This window comes from Rhizobium sp. BR 315, assembly GCF_050577975.1.
Taxonomy (GTDB): domain Bacteria; phylum Pseudomonadota; class Alphaproteobacteria; order Rhizobiales; family Rhizobiaceae; genus Rhizobium; species Rhizobium miluonense.
Genome location: NZ_JARWKZ010000004.1, coordinates 1 through 17206 on the forward strand (window position 1 = coordinate 1; position 17206 = coordinate 17206).

At 59.8% G+C, this 17206-nt stretch carries 17 protein-coding genes; 13 read left to right on the forward strand and 4 right to left on the reverse strand.

Going from position 1 to position 17206, the window contains the following annotated elements:
* Positions 1–254 precede the first annotated feature (254 nt).
* The 6 genes from QD409_RS06060 (at position 255) to QD409_RS06085 (ending at position 6456) form a co-directional block, all read left to right on the forward strand.
* On the forward strand, positions 255–881 hold the full coding sequence (locus QD409_RS06060; protein WP_092855295.1) for a flavodoxin family protein: 627 nt from the start codon (positions 255–257) through the stop codon (positions 879–881).
* The gene (locus QD409_RS06065; RefSeq protein WP_092855293.1) at positions 878–1750 is read left to right on the forward strand and encodes a sigma-70 family RNA polymerase sigma factor; all 873 of its coding nucleotides are present in this window, start codon (positions 878–880) and stop codon (positions 1748–1750) included. Before QD409_RS06060 ends, QD409_RS06065 begins: the two co-directional genes overlap by 4 nt.
* Before the next feature lie 393 nt (positions 1751–2143).
* Positions 2144–3310, forward strand: coding sequence for a septal ring lytic transglycosylase RlpA family protein (locus QD409_RS06070; protein ID WP_430762087.1), 1167 nt, complete (start codon positions 2144–2146; stop codon positions 3308–3310).
* A 70-nt stretch (positions 3311–3380) separates the two neighbouring features.
* Entirely contained in the window at positions 3381–4592 is a 1212-nt protein-coding gene (locus QD409_RS06075) for a D-alanyl-D-alanine carboxypeptidase family protein (RefSeq protein WP_092855289.1), read from the forward strand.
* Positions 4593–4744: 152 nt separating this feature from the next.
* Positions 4745–5428, forward strand: a complete 684-nt coding sequence (gene tmk / locus QD409_RS06080; RefSeq protein ID WP_092855287.1) for a dTMP kinase — start codon at positions 4745–4747, stop codon at positions 5426–5428.
* The gene (locus tag QD409_RS06085; protein ID WP_092855285.1) at positions 5425–6456 is read left to right on the forward strand and encodes a DNA polymerase III subunit delta'; all 1032 of its coding nucleotides are present in this window, start codon (positions 5425–5427) and stop codon (positions 6454–6456) included. The genes tmk and QD409_RS06085 overlap by 4 nt, the downstream gene beginning before the upstream one ends.
* Before the next feature lie 53 nt (positions 6457–6509).
* On the opposite strand, the gene QD409_RS06090 is transcribed toward QD409_RS06085, so the two are convergent.
* Positions 6510–7310, reverse strand: a complete 801-nt coding sequence (locus tag QD409_RS06090; protein ID WP_092855283.1) for a sulfite exporter TauE/SafE family protein — start codon at positions 7308–7310, stop codon at positions 6510–6512.
* 250 nt (positions 7311–7560) lie between these two features.
* Between QD409_RS06090 and metG the strand changes: the two genes are divergently transcribed.
* The 5 genes from metG to QD409_RS06115 all read left to right on the forward strand — a co-directional run bounded on the left by metG (position 7561) and on the right by QD409_RS06115 (position 11768).
* Positions 7561–9114 carry a methionine--tRNA ligase gene (metG, locus tag QD409_RS06095; protein WP_092855281.1) on the forward strand — a complete coding sequence of 518 codons (1554 nt, stop codon included), beginning with the start codon at positions 7561–7563 and terminating at the stop codon, positions 9112–9114.
* 8 nt (positions 9115–9122) lie between these two features.
* Positions 9123–9905 carry a TatD family hydrolase gene (locus QD409_RS06100; protein WP_092855280.1) on the forward strand — a complete coding sequence of 261 codons (783 nt, stop codon included), beginning with the start codon at positions 9123–9125 and terminating at the stop codon, positions 9903–9905.
* Between the two features lie 4 nt (positions 9906–9909).
* The gene (locus QD409_RS06105) at positions 9910–10737 is read left to right on the forward strand and encodes an MBL fold metallo-hydrolase (RefSeq protein WP_430762088.1); all 828 of its coding nucleotides are present in this window, start codon (positions 9910–9912) and stop codon (positions 10735–10737) included.
* Entirely contained in the window at positions 10734–11225 is a 492-nt protein-coding gene (locus QD409_RS06110; RefSeq protein ID WP_092855277.1) for a YbaK/EbsC family protein, read from the forward strand. Before QD409_RS06105 ends, QD409_RS06110 begins: the two co-directional genes overlap by 4 nt.
* A gap of 63 nt (positions 11226–11288) precedes the next feature.
* Positions 11289–11768, forward strand: coding sequence for an SRPBCC family protein (locus QD409_RS06115; protein ID WP_430762089.1), 480 nt, complete (start codon positions 11289–11291; stop codon positions 11766–11768).
* 174 nt (positions 11769–11942) lie between these two features.
* Here QD409_RS06115 and QD409_RS06120 read toward each other — a convergent pair whose 3' ends face one another.
* A complete protein-coding gene (locus tag QD409_RS06120; RefSeq protein WP_430762090.1) occupies positions 11943–12797 on the reverse strand; it encodes a D-alanyl-D-alanine carboxypeptidase family protein in 855 nt (284 codons plus the stop codon).
* Between the two features lie 271 nt (positions 12798–13068).
* Positions 13069–13293, reverse strand: coding sequence for a DUF1127 domain-containing protein (locus QD409_RS06125; RefSeq protein WP_430762091.1), 225 nt, complete (start codon positions 13291–13293; stop codon positions 13069–13071).
* Between the two features lie 206 nt (positions 13294–13499).
* Between QD409_RS06125 and QD409_RS06130 the strand changes: the two genes are divergently transcribed.
* A complete protein-coding gene (locus QD409_RS06130) occupies positions 13500–14393 on the forward strand; it encodes a LysR family transcriptional regulator (protein WP_430762092.1) in 894 nt (297 codons plus the stop codon).
* Positions 14394–14431: 38 nt separating this feature from the next.
* On the opposite strand, the gene QD409_RS06135 is transcribed toward QD409_RS06130, so the two are convergent.
* A complete protein-coding gene (locus QD409_RS06135; RefSeq protein WP_430762093.1) occupies positions 14432–15088 on the reverse strand; it encodes a dihydrofolate reductase family protein in 657 nt (218 codons plus the stop codon).
* A 227-nt stretch (positions 15089–15315) separates the two neighbouring features.
* Between QD409_RS06135 and QD409_RS06140 the strand changes: the two genes are divergently transcribed.
* Positions 15316–17205, forward strand: a complete 1890-nt coding sequence (locus QD409_RS06140) for an ABC transporter ATP-binding protein (RefSeq protein WP_430762094.1) — start codon at positions 15316–15318, stop codon at positions 17203–17205.
* Position 17206 lies beyond the last annotated feature (1 nt).

Here is a 17206-nt window from a genome sequence, read left to right on the forward strand (position 1 = left end):
GCCCGGCAGGACTGGGCTGCGCTCATCAAGGAGAATGGGAAGCCGGGAGCCGAACGTCACTCTGTGACCGAAGCTAACGCATTAGGTCACGTATTGGAGATTGGTTCGAGAACCGCAGGACGGCAACACGCTGTCCAGCGGAAGGAAGAGAGTTAGCCGATCGGCGCCAATGCCGATCAAACCATAACCGAACCCAAGGAAAAGCCGCCACTTGAAGGTGTTTTACCCCTTGTGTTCTTTCATTGGAGACAACAATGATCCGCCAACGCATCGCAATCGTCTATCATACGGGTTATGGACACACCGGTCGCCAGGCCGAAGCCGTCAGGGCAGGGGTCGAGCAGGTCGAGAGCGTCGAGGCCATGCTGCTATCCATCGATAAAGTCGAGCGGCATTGGGACGATCTTCATGCAGCCGAGGCGATCATCTTTGGCTCGCCGACCTATATGGGCGCGGTCTCAGCGTCCTTCAAAGCATTCCAGGAGATGACGTCGAGCGCCGTCCTCGCCAAGGGCTTTCTCTGGAAGGACAAGATCGCCGCCGGCTTCACCACGTCGGGGTCTCGATCCGGTGACAAGCTTTCTACCCTTATCCAACTGGCGATCTTCGCTGCACAGCACGGAATGCACTGGGTCGGCCTCGATCTGCCGCCGGCGAACTGCTCGTCAACGGGCTCGGAAGAAGATATGAACCGGCTTGGCTTCTGGCTTGGCGCCGGCGCCCAGGCGAATACCGATGAAGGCCCGGAGACCGCGCCGCCCGAATCCGATCTTGCCACGGCGCGTTATCTGGGGCGACGCGTCGCGCTGACGACGCTACAATTCGTTCGCGGCCGCGAAGCCATCGCCGCTCCTTCTCAATTTGCTCTTGCAACCCCATGACCGAAGAAACTGCCGATCCGATCTTCTCAGACATGCGCCCGCGTCTTGTCCGGCTTGCCTACCGGATGCTCGGATCGGTGGCGGATGCGGAAGATATCGTGCAGGAGGCATGGCTGCGTTGGCTTGCGACCGATTATACGTCGGTTCGCGAACCAGCCGCGTTCCTGCGAACCATCGTCACGAGGCTTTGCCTGAACGAGCTGAAATCGGCACGACGCCGGCGCGAAACCTATGTAGGCCCCTGGCTGCCCGAGCCGATTTTCGATCCGCAAGACGATGACGCTGTCGACGACGTAACGCTGCCGCTGATGATGGCGCTGGAGCGCCTGTCGCCGCTGGAGCGCGCGGCTTTCCTGCTGCACGACGTCTTCGGCATGGATTTCGAGGACGTAGCGCTGGCGATCGATCGCGAGGCAGCTGCCTGCCGCAAGCTGGCGAGCCGGGCGAGAGCGCATATCGCCGATGCCCGCCCTCGCTTTGCGATCGGACGGGAGCAGGGGCTCAAATTCGCCGCCGCCTTCTTCACCGCCTCAAGGACCGGCGATATGGCCGCGCTGCGCGCCATGCTCTCGGAAGAGGTCGTCGCCTATGCCGATGGCGGCGGCAAGGTACCGGCTTCGCGGAGGCCGCTTATCGGGCTTGAAGCCGTCATGCGACGTCATGAGCAGATGGCGCGCGATTTCCAGGTGCAGCCCTCGCAACTGATCCGCTATGCCCTCATCGATGGTTTGCCGGGTTTTCTCACGATGGAGGGCGGCAATGTCGTGCAGACCACCGCGCTGCATATCGAGCAGGAAAAGGTGGTTGCCATCTATTGCACGCGCAACCCGGACAAACTCCGGCACGTAGCAAGTGCCCTGGCTCACTGATCGTCGACCAGGCAAAGCGCTGGGATGTCTATCAGATGAAATACTGATGCGCCTTGATACAAGGGGCTGACCGCTTGTTCGATTCCCGTTCGTCCGCATACCGGCAACGACAAGAGTTCGTTCTTATCTGTCCCGACATGAGACCCGTGATGACGATCGAAAGATGGCAGCTAGTGCTATTCTAGGCAACGCGGGAGATGGTTGGCACATTACTATTCATTAACCACGATCTTCAGAATTTCTGCTGTGCGCTCAATTTGCATCGCAAAATCGCCAAACTACAATCATGATTAAAGTACCGTTAGGTGGTTGAGGCGTAGCAGGATACCGGAAAGAGGGATGTACCGGTTACAGCAGACCTCCGTCAGAGTAGTGAGTAGCGGCGTGGGACAGATGAAATTCGAAAATCGTGCGATGACATACGCAACGGGTATGCGTTGGTTTGCTCTCTCGCTGATGTGCGCAACCATCACGGCCTGCGGAACAACTCAGAAAGCGCCCACCAAGCGTCAGCACGGCAAGGAATATTTCTCCGAAAAAGAATATGGCGTGAAGGCCAGCCCGCGCGTCGTTGCCAACGGCCCGGTGCCGAAGGGCGGCGGTCGCTTCATGGTGGGCAATCCCTACCAGGTGAAGGGCAAGTGGTATTATCCCAAGGAAGATTTCGGCTATAGCAAGGTCGGTATCGCTTCCTGGTACGGATCCGCCTTTCACGGCCGTTTGACCGCCAATGGTGAAGTGTACGATCAGCAGTCGCTGACTGCCGCGCATCCGACGTTCCCGCTCCCGAGCTATGCTCGCGTCACGAATGTCGAAACCGGCTCCTCCATCATCGTGCGCGTCAACGATCGCGGCCCATACCATCCCGGCCGCATCATCGACCTTTCCAACAAGACGGCGCAGATGCTCGATCTGCAGCACAGCGGCACGGGTGACGTGCGCGTGCAATATGTCGGCCGCGCCCGCATGGACGGCCATGACGATCCTTATCTGATGGCCTCCTACATTCCGAAGGGCTCGCGCCTGCCCAGCATCAATCCGGGCGGCCAGATCGCTAGCGGCGTGATGGTTGCTTCGGCTGGCCGCATCACTGCGGATCAATTGCCCGACTCCAGCACGCCCTTACGGGCAAGCCGTCAGCAGCGCAGCTTCGAAGCCACGCCCGCGATTGCGCCCATTCCGCGCCAGTCTCCCTATTCTGCCACGGCTTTCTCCGGTTCGACGCCGGATGCCGGCTATAGCCGCGGCAAAAGCAACAACCCGCCTCCGATGATGTGGAATGGCGGCGCTATGCCGGCTGTCGAGTCGGCTGCGCCTGGAATGATTGTTCTGCCGCAGATCGGACCGATCCCCTATGAGCGGCCGGATTTCACGCATCGCCTGGCAAGCCATGGCGATCAATCGCTAGGCTCTGCCGCCGCCTATCAGAATACTCCGGTCAAGACCGTCTATGTCGATCTGGCTTTCGATGCCGTCATGGTTCGTAACGATGGCCTGACGCAGGAGTCGATCCTCTCGGCATATCGTCGCCAACACCAGGGCATGACGCAGACTGACTGATCAGCGTCATTGCCTGAATCTTAACCCGTCACTAAAATAATCGTGCCGGTGTTCGGATTGAGAGGACGATATGCCAAAGCGCTTGATTCTTTTGCTCCTCTTTCTCCTCGGGATCGGCAACGTGGCCGCCGAAGCGCAGCCGGCCACGCCGGGCACTTTCGAGACGAAAGCCGCGCAGGCATTCATGATCGAGGCCTCCACAGGAACCATCCTCCTGGCGAAAAGCGAGGATCAACCGATCTCGCCCGCTTCGCTTGCCAAGCTCATGACGCTGGACGTCGTCTTCAATGCCGTTGGGCGAGGGGAGATTTCGCTCGATACGGAATATCCCGTCTCTGAAAACGCATGGCGCACCGGCGGCGCACCATCGCGCGCGTCGACGATGTTTGCCGCGCTGAAGTCGCGCGTGCGAGTCGGCGATCTGATCCAAGGGGTCGCCGTGCAGCAGGCCAATGACGGCTGCATTGTGCTGGCTGAGGGCATGTCGGTCAGCGAGCGTGAATTTGCCCGACGCATGACGGCGCGAGCGCGCGAGATCGGTATGGCGCGGGCTACTTTTACCAATTCCACGGGCCTGCCTGATGCCGAGAATCCCACCGGCGGCGGGAAGGTTTCGATGCGGGAGCTGGTGACCCTGGCGCAAGACCTGCAGCAGAAGCATCAGGATCTTTACAAATATTTCGGCCAGGCGGATTTCACCTGGAACAAGATTTATCAGCGCAACAAGAATCCCTTGCTCCTCCTCAATATCGGCATTGATGGCCTTGGGCTGGGCTTTGCCGACGGCGAGGGGTTTTCGATCGTCGCTTCCGTGGAGCGCGACGGACGCCGGCTGTTTCTGGCACTCGGCGGCCTGAAGAGCGACAAGGACCGGACCGAGGAAACGCGGCGCGTGCTTGAATGGGGTCTCAGCAACTTCAAGAGCCAGCGAATTTTCGCTGCAGGCGAGGTGATCGGCGATGCCAGCGTCTATGGCGGCGCGCGATCCACGGTGGGATTGCTGGCCAAGACCCCGGTCGATGTCTATGTTCCCGCCGATACTCCCGACCGACTGTCGGCACGAATCGTCTATCGCTGGCCGCTGACGGCGCCCGTGGCCGAAGGTTATGCGGCCGGCACGCTTCGCGTATTCCTGGGTGCTCGTCTGGTTCGCGAGCTGCCACTTTATACAAAGGAATCGGTCGCTCAAGGCACGCTCGGCCGTCGCGCCCTCGACGCCTTCATGGAATTGACCGAATCCCTCTTGTTCTCCTGGCTCTGGGACAAACCCTTGCCGAGCTGAGAGAACGCGCGGCTCGCGAAATCCCTGTTTACACCCCATATAGAATATGATGCGCCGATATATGCACGGTTCCACGCCGGCATATCTTGGGTTAAACAGGATAGGTATCGCTTGCCAAACCGCAGGCAGGCGACAAGTGCAGGACATGATCATTGGCTGATGCAAACGGATTATTCGTAAGCTTCGAAGGCGGGGAAGGGGCCGGCAAATCCACGCAGATCCGCCGGCTGGCTGAACGCTTGCGGGCCCGCGGCCATGACGTGCTGGTGACACGCGAGCCGGGCGGATCCCCTGGTGCCGAAGCTGTCCGCCACGTACTGCTTTCTGGAGCTGCGGAGGTATTCGGCACGCGGATGGAGGCCATTCTATTCGCCGCTGCGCGCAATGACCATGTCGAGGAAGTCATTCGTCCGGCGCTGGCGCGCGGCATCATCGTCCTTTGCGATCGTTTCATGGATTCGTCGCGTGTCTACCAGGGCGTGACCGGCAACCTCGAGCCCGACTACATCGAGGCTCTGCAAAGGGTTGCCGTCAACGGCGTCATCCCCGATTGCACACTCATTCTAGACATTCCCGCCGAGGTCGGGCTTGAACGGGCGCGCAAGCGCGCCTCTGCCGTCGCCGTACCGGATCGTTTCGAGAAAGAAGAGATGCAGACCCACGAGAAGCGCCGGGAGGCCTTTCTCGATATCGCCGCGCGCGAACCGGGACGCTGTCACGTCATCGACGCGCAACGCTCGGAAGATGAGATTGCCGGCGAAATCGCTGGGATCGTCGACCAGCGGCTCGGGCCTTCAGCAAATATTGCTACCGAGACACCGGAAGCGGCGCAATGAGCGAGGAACGACCCGGCGTTCTCGACGGCGCAATTCCGCCGCAGGATAATCCCAGGCTCTTCGGCCATGAGGAGGCGGAAGCCTTCCTCGCCCAGTCCTATCGCTCCGGCAAGGGCCATCATGCTGTTCTGATCGAAGGGCCGGAAGGAATCGGCAAGGCGACGCTCGCCTTTCGTTTCGCCAATTACGTCCTTTCGCACCCGGATCCATCGTCTGCGCCCAAGATCATGCCGGATCCAGACCTGGCATCCGCCACCAGTCGGCAGATTTCCAGCGGGGCATCCCACAATCTGCTGCATCTGTCCCGTCCCGTCGACGACAAGACCGGCAAGGTGAAGTCTGCGATTACCGTCGACGAAGTGCGTCGTGCCGGAAAGTTCTTTTCGCAGACCTCGGGGACCGGCAATTGGCGCATCGTCATCATCGATCCGGCTGACGATCTCAACCGCAACGCCGCCAATGCCATCCTGAAAATTCTCGAGGAACCGCCGAAACGTGCTCTGTTCCTCGTCCTGTCGCATGCACCGGGCCGACTGTTGCCGACGATCCGCTCGCGGTGCCTGCCTTTGAAGCTCGCGCCGCTCGGAGACGAGGCCTTGCACATGGCGCTCGAAAATCTAGGCGTGCCTGCCGGGCAGGGGAGCGAACTGCTTCCGGCAGCAAAGGGCAGCGTCAGCGAGGCGCTCAAACTTCTGAACTATGGCGGCGGTGAAATCATCGACGCCTATCGGCAGGTGCTTTCGGCGGATGGGCCTGCCGCACGCAAGGCGATGCACCGCCTAGCCGACGCGCTTTCCAGCAAGGACAGCGATACCATCTTCGGTTTCTTTCTGTCGCATATCGGCGACGATATCATCGAGCGTGCAAGGGCGGCAGCGCTTGGCGGATCCATTGCCACGGCCGAAAGGCTGGCCCGTCTCCACTCGGAGACCACCGAGCGCCTCAATATATCGCAAGCCTACAATCTCGATCGCAAGCAGACGCTCATCACCATTCTCGGCGAACTCAAGCAACAGCTTTCAGCATAGATCGACTACGCAGGTCCGAGCAGTAGCCACAATGCCAATTTCCTAGGGTTGGATCAGGGAAGAATCAGCTTCCAGGCGACGACAGTGAGCGTAACGGCAAGGATGAGGCGCACGGACCGCTCATGCAGGCGCGGCGCCAGCAGGCTGCCGGCGACGATGCCGGGAATGGATCCCACAAGCAGAGCAAACAACATCGACCATTTGATCTCGCCGATGAACCAGTAGCCCATGCCGCCGATCAGGGTCAGCGGCACAGCGTGGACTATATCCGAGCCGACGATCTCGCGGACATCCGTTTGCGGATAAAGAACGAGCAGCACCGTGACGCCGAGCGCACCGGCTCCGACCGAGGTCATGGTCACGAGAGTGCCGAGCACAAGTCCAAGAATAACAGTCATCACGGCGATAGTGCGCGGTGCCAGCTTGCCGCGTTCACCCCGCCATTTCCGTATGGCCTCGAGGATCTGCCCGCGGAAGATCAGCATGAGCGCCGTCAGCAGCAGAAGACAGCCAAGGGAGAAGGTGATGGTATGGGCGACCGCCGGGCTTTCGCGATTGACGCCCGCCATGATCCAGAGCATCACCAATGCCGCCGGCACGCTGCCGGAGGCCAGCAGCCCGACCACTCTCCAGTTGACGCGTCCGTGCATGCCATGGACGGCAGTTCCCGCTGTCTTGGTGATCGCGGCATAGAGCAGGTCGGTGCCGACCGCGGTCGCCGGATGCACGCCGAACAGCAGCACCAGCAAAGGCGTCATCAGCGAGCCGCCGCCAACGCCGGTAATGCCGACCAGCATGCCGACAAAGAAGCCGGAAAAGGAATAAAGCGGCTGATAGGAACCGAACAAACTCAAAGTAACGGCCCCTCGAAGCCGTCGGACAGGCTTATAAAAAATTCTTTCAAATTCACGGCCATCCCTGTCCCGCATTCCGATCTTTCGAAGGGGTAAAGGTGAGGCGAGAGTGAGTCAAGCAACGCCCGCTTCCCGACATCGGAATGTTGCACCCGCCAAACTTGGTGTTTCGCTCCCGGCAAACATGCGCTAAAGCGAGCGGAGCACGCATCACAAAGACGCAACCGTAAAAAACGGACCCTTGCCCGATATGACCGAAAAGACCCCGTTCTACATCACCACCGCAATCGCCTATCCCAACGGCAAGCCGCATATCGGCCATGCCTACGAGCTGATTGCCACCGATGCCATGGCGCGTTTCCAGCGTCTGGATGGGCTCGATGTCTTCTTCCTGACGGGTACGGACGAACATGGCCAGAAGATGCAGCAGACAGCGCGCGCCGAGGGAATGACCCCACAAGAGCTCGCCAACCGCAACTCCGACGAATTTCAAGCTATGGGCAAGCTGCTGAACGCGTCCAACGACGACTTCATCCGCACGACCCAGCCGCGTCATCACGAAACCTCGCAGAACATATGGAACCTGATGGCCGATGCCGGCGACATCTACAAGGATTCCTATGCCGGCTGGTATTCCGTGCGCGACGAAGCCTATTACCAGGAAAACGAAACCGAGCTGCGCGCCGACGGCGTGCGCTATGGACCTCAGGGCACGCCGGTCGAATGGGTGCAGGAGGAAAGCTATTTCTTCAAGCTCTCGGAATACCAGGACCGCTTGCTGAAGCACTACGAGGAGAACCCGGATTTCATCGGCCCGGCCGAACGCCGCAACGAAGTGATCTCCTTCGTCAAGTCGGGTCTGAAGGATCTGTCGATCTCGCGTACGACGTTCGACTGGGGCATCAAGGTGCCGAACGATCCGGCTCACGTCATGTATGTCTGGGTCGACGCGTTGACGAACTACATCACGGCGACCGGCTATATCGAGGACCGCAACAATCCGCTTGCGAAATACTGGCCGGCTGACGTGCACATCATCGGTAAGGACATCATCCGCTTCCACGCCGTCTATTGGCCGGCCTTCCTGATGTCGGCGAAGCTGCCGCTGCCGAAGCGCGTCTATGCCCACGGCTTCCTGCTCAACAAGGGCGAGAAGATGTCGAAGTCGCTCGGCAACGTCGTCGATCCGGTCAATCTCGTGAACCACTTTGGTCTCGACCAGGTGCGCTACTTCTTCCTGCGCGAAGTCTCTTTCGGCCAGGACGGAAGCTACAGCGAAGAAGCGATCGGCACGCGCATCAACTCCGACCTCGCCAACGGCATCGGCAATCTCGCCAGCCGCTCGCTGTCGATGATCGTCAAGAATTGCGACGGCCAGATCCCCGAATGCGGTCCGCTGACCGACGAGGACAAGGCGCTTCTGGCGCAAGCCGATGCGCTGCTAGCCTCGACCCGTGAAGATATGGGCAAGCAGCTCATTCATCGCGCCTTGGCCTCGATCATCGCCGTCGTTTCCGAGACCGACCGCTATTTCGCAAGCCAGGAGCCCTGGGCGCTGAAGAAGACCGACCCGGCTCGCATGGCGACCGTGCTCTATGTGACGGCCGATGTCGTGCGCCAGATTGGCATTCTGCTGCAGCCTTTCATGCCGGAATCCTCGGCGAAGCTACTGGATCTCATCGCCATCCCCGCCGACAAGCGCGATTTCGCGGCGCTCGGCGAAGCAGGTCGCCTCGTTGCCGGAACGCCGCTGGAAGCACCGAAGCCGGTCTTCCCACGCTATGTCGCACCGACTGCCGAATAAGGTTTTCCATGCTGATCGACACGCATTGCCATCTGGATTTTGCCGATTTTGAAGAGGAGCGCGACGCGATCGTCGCGCGCGCCCACGAAGTTGGCGTCAAGCAGATGGTCACCATCTCGACCAAGGTCAGGAATCTCGATGGATTGCTTGCGCTTACCGAGCGCTATCCGTCGGTTTTCTGCTCGGTCGGCACGCATCCGAACAGCGCTGATCAGGAGCTGGACATCCAGACCGAGGATCTCGTGCGGCTGGCAAATCAGCACGAGAAAATCGTCGCGATCGGCGAGGCGGGTCTCGATTACTTCTACGATACAGTCAATCCCGTGGACCAGAAGACCGGCTTCCTGCGCCATATCGCAGCCGCGCGCGAAACGAGGCTGCCGCTGGTCATCCATAGCCGCAGCGCCGACGAGGACATGGCCGCGATCCTCACGGAAGAAACAGGGAAGGGGGCTTTCCCCTTCATCCTCCATTGCTTTTCCGCCGGCCCTGCCCTTGCCCGTACGGGCGTGGAACTGGGCGGCTATATCTCCTTTTCCGGCATCCTGACCTTCCCGAAGTCGGAGGAACTGCGCGACATCGCCAAAACGATCCCGCATGATCGGCTGCTGGTCGAGACGGATGCGCCATATCTGGCGCCGAAGCGCTGGCGCGGCAAGCGCAATGAACCGTCCTACGTCGTCAATACCGCGGAGGTGCTGGCCGATACGATCGGTGTCACCATGGCGGAGATCGCGGAGATCACCACAGCCAATGCCTTCCGCTGCTTCTCCAAGATGACAAGGGTCTGACGGCGTGACACATCGGCGGCGCTTCACCATATTGGGCTGTTCCTCGTCGCCAGGCGTGCCGCGCATCACCGGCGATTGGGGTGCCTGCGATCCCAGGAATGCGAAGAACCGCCGCACGCGCGCGGCTTTCCTAATCGAGCAGATCGCGCCGAACGGCGGCATCACCACCGTCGTGGTCGATACGGGGCCGGATTTTCGCGAACAAATGATCCATGCCGGCGTCAGCTCGATCGACGCCGTACTCTATACCCATGCGCATGCCGACCATATTCACGGCATCGACGACCTGCGCGGTTATTTCCACATATCGAATGAGCGCATCCCGATCTATGCCGACCCGCAGACCATGGAGCGCATCCGCGAAGGCTTCCGCTACTGCCTGGAAACGCCGCCGGGAAGCAGCTATCCGCCGATCGTCCGGCCGGTGCTGATAGAAAGCATGCAAGAAAGTTTCACCGTCGACGGGGCAGGCGGGCCGATCCGCTTCTGGCCGCACAAGCAGGTCCATGGCGATATCCATTCGCTCGGCTTCCGCATCGGCAAACTCGCTTATTGCAGCGATATCAGCGACTTCCCGCCGGAATCGATTGAAAGAGTTGAAAATCTTGACGTCCTGATCATCGACGCTTTGCAATATCGGCCGCATCCCAGCCACCTGTCTCTGGAGCAATCGCTCGGCTGGATCGAACGGTTGAAGCCGAAGCATGCCATCTTGACCCATATGCACACGCCGCTCGATTATGAAACCGTGCTGGCGGAGACGCCCGATCATGTCGAGCCGGCCTATGATCAGATGCAGATCGAGCTCGACGTGGAGGATGACGATCTATGAGCGAAGACAGCAGGAAGCTTTCGAGCCTGGAACGCGTCGAACTTGCGGCGCGCAATATGGGTCTCGACATCTCGATCAAGCGCATGGAGCAATCGACGCGGACGGCGGAAGAGGCCGCCAAAGCGGCCGGATGCGTCGTCGGCCAGATCGTCAAGTCGCTGGTCTTCGTCAATGCCGATACTTACCAACTAACGCTGCTTCTCGTCTCCGGCGCGCACAATGCCGATACGGCCTATATTGCGGCGACCTATGGAATCCGCCTGAAACGCGCAGATATCGACCGCGTGCGCGATGAAACCGGCTTTGCGATTGGCGGCGTCGGCCCGATCGGCCATCTCGTCGAGCTGCCGGTCTTTATCGATGAAAGCCTTCTGGCTTACGATAAGGTCTGGTGCGCCGCCGGACGGCCGGACAGCATTTTTGCCTGCAATCCGACGCTGCTGGCGGAAAAGATCGCGGCAAAGGTGATCCGCATCAAGGCAAGCTGAAGACGGCAATCGGCGCCGGCTGCATCCTTTGGATTGTCGTGGGACGCTACAAAGGAGGATGCGATGAGCAGAACTTCTGGGTCGAGACGGACCGATACGGCGTCCAGAGTGATCCGCGCAAAGCCGCAGGCAATCTTCGTAGCCTTCGTCGATCCGGAGGCATTGATTTCCTGGCTTCCGCCCAAGGGCATGACGGGCCGTATCCTTGCCTTTGAGCCACGCCAAGGCGGCAGCTATCGACTGGCGCTGACCTACAACGCACCGGACCATTCAACACCCGGAAAATCGTCCGAGCATACGGATATCGTTTCCGGCCGGTTCCTGGAAATCGTTCCCGACGAACGTATCGTTCAAGCGGTGGATTTCGAATCCGACGACGCAGCTTTCGGCGGAACGATGGTCATGACATGGTCGCTGACGGAAGTGCCATCAGGCACAAAGGTCACCATAATTTGCGAGGACGTGCCGTACGGCATCAGCAAGGAAGATCATGACGAGGGTCTGACGTCGACGCTGGACAACCTCGCCAACTATCTGGAATGACAGCGGAAAGTCATGGGGGTTGCGGGATGGTGGCGCTTGGGATAGTTCCATAATCTATCTTATCTGATATTTATTTGTAGAATGGTACATTCTATTTCCAAGGATGAAGTGCCCTCTTATGGTCGAAGCCAAACGTCGGAAATGAGCCTCGTGCTTCCGCTGCAGACCTAACGATCAGTTCGCCAAGGTTTGCTTGGGAGCGCCGGTCGATACCGTGGCGGTCTTTGCTGCCGGAGCCAGATAGGTATCCAGGAGGCTCGCCATCTTGTCGTCGCGAATCTGGGCGGTCTTTTCGCCCATGACAACGCCGACGACGCGGCGGCCGTTCTTCGAGGCCGATGTGACGAGATTGTAGCCGGAAGCATCGGTATAGCCGGTCTTGATGCCATCGGCGCCAGCATAGCGATACATCAGATTATTATGTCCGCGCAGTTTCATGCCGCGGAACTTCATGCCGCGCAGCGAGAAGAGCTTGAACTCCTCCGGAAAGTCCCGCATCAGCGCGACGCCGAGCGTCGCCATGTCATGGGCAGTCGTCACTTGCTCCGGATCCGGCAGGCCGGAGGCATTCTTGAAAACCGTCCTGCTCATGCCGAGCTGATGCGCCTTTGCGGTCATCGTCTTGCCGAAGTTCTCCTCGGAGCCGCCGAGCTGCTCACTGACGGCAACAGCCGCATCATTGGCCGACAGGACGACGATGCCTTCGACGGCTTCGCGCACCGTCACCTTGCGGCCGGCACCGATCGCGAATTTGAAGGGTTCCTTGCTCTCGGCATTCTCCGACATAGTCAGTTTCTGATCCCATTTCAGGCGTCCCTCGTGCAAAGCTTCGAAGGCGAGATAGAGCGTCATCATCTTCGTGAGCGACGCCGGATAGTTCAGCTCGTCCTGGTTCGATGCCTCAAGCACCTGGCCGCTATGCGCATCCACCAGATAGCTAGCCTGCCCTGCTGATGCCGTCGAAACGATGCCAAAAAAGGATATGGTCGAAATGGCTGAGGCAAGGAGCAAGGATGTTGTCTTGAGCATGAATTTTCGCGGTCTCTTTGATTGAAATTCTGGAGGGAGCGGTGGCCGGACGATGCCAAGCGGCAGCGGGTTTTCGATGGAGATGGATTAGTCAAATCTATGGCGGAAAGAAGAACGATGCCATTAAAAAGAGGTGGGGTGGAAAGAACCCACTGCTCTTTTTGACATCGGCTCGCCAGGGCCAGGCGGCCTCGCCGAAATTTACCGGGAGTCCCTACCCCGCCACGCTGCTATCCAAGGCACCCGGCCATTAGCTCAGCACCTTAAGCTTTCAGCTCCAGAACCATGACTTGCTGACTTCCGCGTGCGCTTCCCGGCGTGTCACGCCAATGTCCCGAAGCTGGTCGTCGGTCAGATCGAGCAGATCGCGCCGAGTATTCCGTTTTTCGTAGTAAGACCAGAGGATCGCGAATGCGAGACGTAGAAATCCCGATCTGTGCCTGCCCCGACCAGCACCAGGCACCGCCACCGTCAATCTTTCCGTATCAATTGCCATTTGCGTACTCCTGGAGCGGTTTAGTTCTTCACGGAATCTGAGAACCGCTATAACTTATTGTTTTTACTCAATTCCGGACGGAAAACCGCTGCGCACGTTCCTGGAATTGCTCTAAGCCCGCCACATCGGACATGGCTCAAGGATGCGCTAGCGCTCACTGCGAAGGAAGCTTATGATCTTAATACGTCCTATAAGGAATTCTTCTGATGCTCAGTCTGGATCAGCTGGCCGCTTTCGTCAGCGTCGTCGATCTCGGTAGTTTCACCGCGGCAGCCGACAAGATCGGCCTGACGCAACCTGCCATCAGCCTGCAGGTAAAGCTTCTGGAGCGGCGCCTCGGCGTGCGGCTGATCGAGCGCGTGGGGCGGCGGGCGCAACCGTCCCCTGCCGGGATCGAGTTGCTTCCACATGCTCGCCGGATACTCGATGACTGCGCGATGGCGGAAGAGGTGATGACGCCCTATCGCGAAGGATCGGCCGGACGCGTGCGGATCGGCACTGGCGGTACCGCGTCGATCCATCTGCTGCCTCGTGCGATTGCCGCGGCAAAGAAACGAATGCCGGAACTCGAGATCATCGTGCGCATCGGAAATACCGACGACATGCTGCGCGATATCGAAGCGAACAGGTTGGATCTGGCGGTCGTCACCCTGCCCGCCTCCGGCCGCTCGCTGGAGATCGAACCGTTCCATGACGACGAGATTCTCGCCGTGGCGCCAAAGGACAGCTCGATACCATCAGGCGGTCCGGATGCGGAGTTCATGAGAGACAAGACGCTGATGCTTTACGAGGGCGGCAATACGCGACGCATGACCAATGAATGGTTCATCAATGCAGGGATCCGGCCGGAACCATCCATGGAATTTGGCAGCGTCGAAGCCATCAAGGAACTCGTCGCCGCCGGCCTTGGCTGGTCGCTGTTGCCGGCCATGGCCTTGAAGAGCGGAAATCTGGATGATTTGGCGACATCGCCTGTCAGGCCGCGACTTGCGCGTCAGCTCGGCATGGTGCTACGCCGCGACAAGCATCTGACGAAGGGGCTCCGCGAAGTTATAAAATGCCTCCGCGAATTCCGCGGCAATCGGGAGCAGGAAGCCTAGTCTCGAGCGGAGACGCCTCTTCGAGCTCTCCCCCGCGGCTATTGCAGCCGATTGCGCCGCTCGATCTCCTCGTCAGATGGGTCAGGCAAAGCGAAGGACCCCGTCTTGACTGGGCCATCCGGCTGATAGGTCGCCATGATCACACCGGTTGGAGAGGTCTGAACGCGCAGGAGCCTCATCGCGGCAGGCACCGCTCCATCGCCGAAGAGCTTCTTGCCGGTGCCCAACACGAGCGGAAAGGTCAGCAGGTTGAATTCGTCGATCAGCCCGTTGCGAAGCAGGGTTTGGATAAGATTGCTGCTGCCCTGGATGAGGAGATCCGGCCCCTCGCCCGCCTTCAGCTCCTTGATCGCGGCAACGACATCGCTTCCGAGCGAACGGCTGTTGTTCCAGTCGAACTTGCCGTTTCCGCGCGTGGCGACGTACTTGGTGATGCTGTTGAACTGCTTGGCGATCGGATCGTCGTCACCGGCATAGGGCCAATGCGCCGCGAATATGTCGTATGTCTTCCGCCCCAGCAGCAAGTCGAACGGCTTTTCGAAGACCTCGAAGAGCGCTTTGCCCGTCGCTTCATCAAAATAGTGGAATGTCCACCCGCCATGCTCGAAACCGCCTGTCGGATCCTCCTGCGGGCCGCCTGGTGCTTGCATGACGCCGTCGAGGCTGACGAATGTGGCTGCTATGACCTTGCGCATGATGTCCTCCTTGTTTTCGCTGGTGCCCGAAGGACGTCGAACCGGTTTCGATGCCGACACCTCCTCGATAATTTTTCGAACACGCAATCTAACATTCGCGTGGGACTTGTGACCGATTGACTCTTGAACGTCGCCACGGAATCGGCAAAATTCATAGTATCAATACTTCTCCTGAGATACGAACCCGACACCGGGCCCGCCTCGTTTGAAATTACCTGGATAAGAGCGTGAGCAGCGATTCATCAAGAAGCGCGGCGAAGTCTTTGGCTTCGCGCGCGCATGTCAATGCGGCCGGTTGGGGGCAAGGTCTCTCAACGATCGTACGGATCACCCATATGACGCTGCGCCATCCCTGGCAGACCAGCTTCGCCATTGGGGCAACTTTTGTGGCTGCAACGTTGCAGTTGATGATCCCGCGCATGCTTGGGCGCGCGGTCGACCAGACGCAGACGGCGGTCGCCGGCGGCGCGGCGGGCCAGATCGCCGAGAGTGCTTTGTTGACGACGGCCCTGCTGCTGCTTGTCATCAGCATCCTGCGCGGCCTGTTCACGATGGTGCAGAACTATTACAGCGAGTCCGTCGGCCATCACATGGGCTACGAACTCAGGCTCGCCTGCTACGAAAAGATCCAGCAGCTCTCTTTCAGCTTTCACGACAAGGTGCATTCCGGCGATCTCATCACCGTCGGCCTGCTCGATCTGGAAGGCGTGCGCATGTATTTCTCCACTGCGCTGGTACGCATGTTGCTGTTGACCATGCTGATCGGCGTCGGTGCATACATGCTGCTGTCGACGGATGTGGTGCTTGGCCTCCTCGCCCTGAGCTTCGTGCCGTTCGTGGCATGGCGTTCTTCCGTGACGCAGTTGCGGCTCCGCGCGACCTGGCTCGACCTGCAGGAGCGCCTTTCGGTGCTGACGCGCGTGATGGAGGAAAATCTCGGCGGCATCCGTGTCGTTCGCGCCTTCGCCGCGCAGGTGCACGAGATCATGAAATTCGATCGCGCCTCGCAAAGCGCGCTGGCGCTGGCTCATCGGCGCGTGGGTATCCGCGTCATCAATACCAGCGCGATGAACCTTTCCTTTTTCATCGCCATGGGCCTCGTGCTCTGGATGGGCGGCCTCAAGGTGATCGCGGGTGAGATCAGCGTCGGTATCCTCGCCTCCTTCCTCACCTTCATGACCATCCTGCAGATGCCGGTCCGTCAGCTCGGGCTGATGGTCAATGCCTTCGCACGCGCCTCGACCTGCGGCTCGCGCCTGTTTGCCCTGCTCGATCTCGATATTCCGATCAAGGACGCTCCGGACGCCAAGCCGCTTGTCGTGACCGAAGGTACGCTGCGCTTCGAGAATGTCGGCTTCAGCTATCCCGGACCGGAAAAGCGGCCGGTGCTGACCAATATCTCTTTCGAGGCAAGACGCGGCGAAACGATCGGCATCGTCGGACCACCCGGCAGCGGCAAGTCCACCATCGCTCATCTCATCCCGCGCTTCTATGACGTCACGGGTGGCCGCGTGACCATCGACGGCCAGGATATCCGCAAGGCGACGCTGCAATCGCTGCGGCAGAACGTTGCCGTCGTGCAGCAGGACTCCTTCCTGTTCACGACGAGCATCGAGAACAACATCGCCTATGGTGACCCCTGGGCGAAAGAAACCCGCATCGAACGCGCCGCCGAGTCGGCGCAGCTGCACAATTACATTCTTGGCCTGCCGGCTGGCTACACAACGGTCGTCGGTGAGCGCGGCGTGTCGCTGTCCGGCGGCCAGCGTCAGCGCATGACGATCGCGCGGACGCTGATGCTGAAGCCGGCCGTCATGGTCTTCGACGATTCCACCGCCGCGATCGACGCGGCGACGGAGCAGCGCATCCGCAGCGCCATGAAGCGCTTTGCCCGAGACCGGGTGACGCTGATCGTCGCCCACCGGCTGAGTTCGCTGATGCATGCCGACCAGATCCTGTTCATCGAGGATGGCGAGATCGTCGAGCGTGGAACCCATGAGCAGCTTTTGGCCGCTGGAGGGCGGTACAAGACGCTTTACGATCTGCAGGTTCGCCCGGAGGACGATGTCGGCAAGACATCCGGCGGCAGGCTCGAAAGAGCGAAAAGGGAGGTCTGAC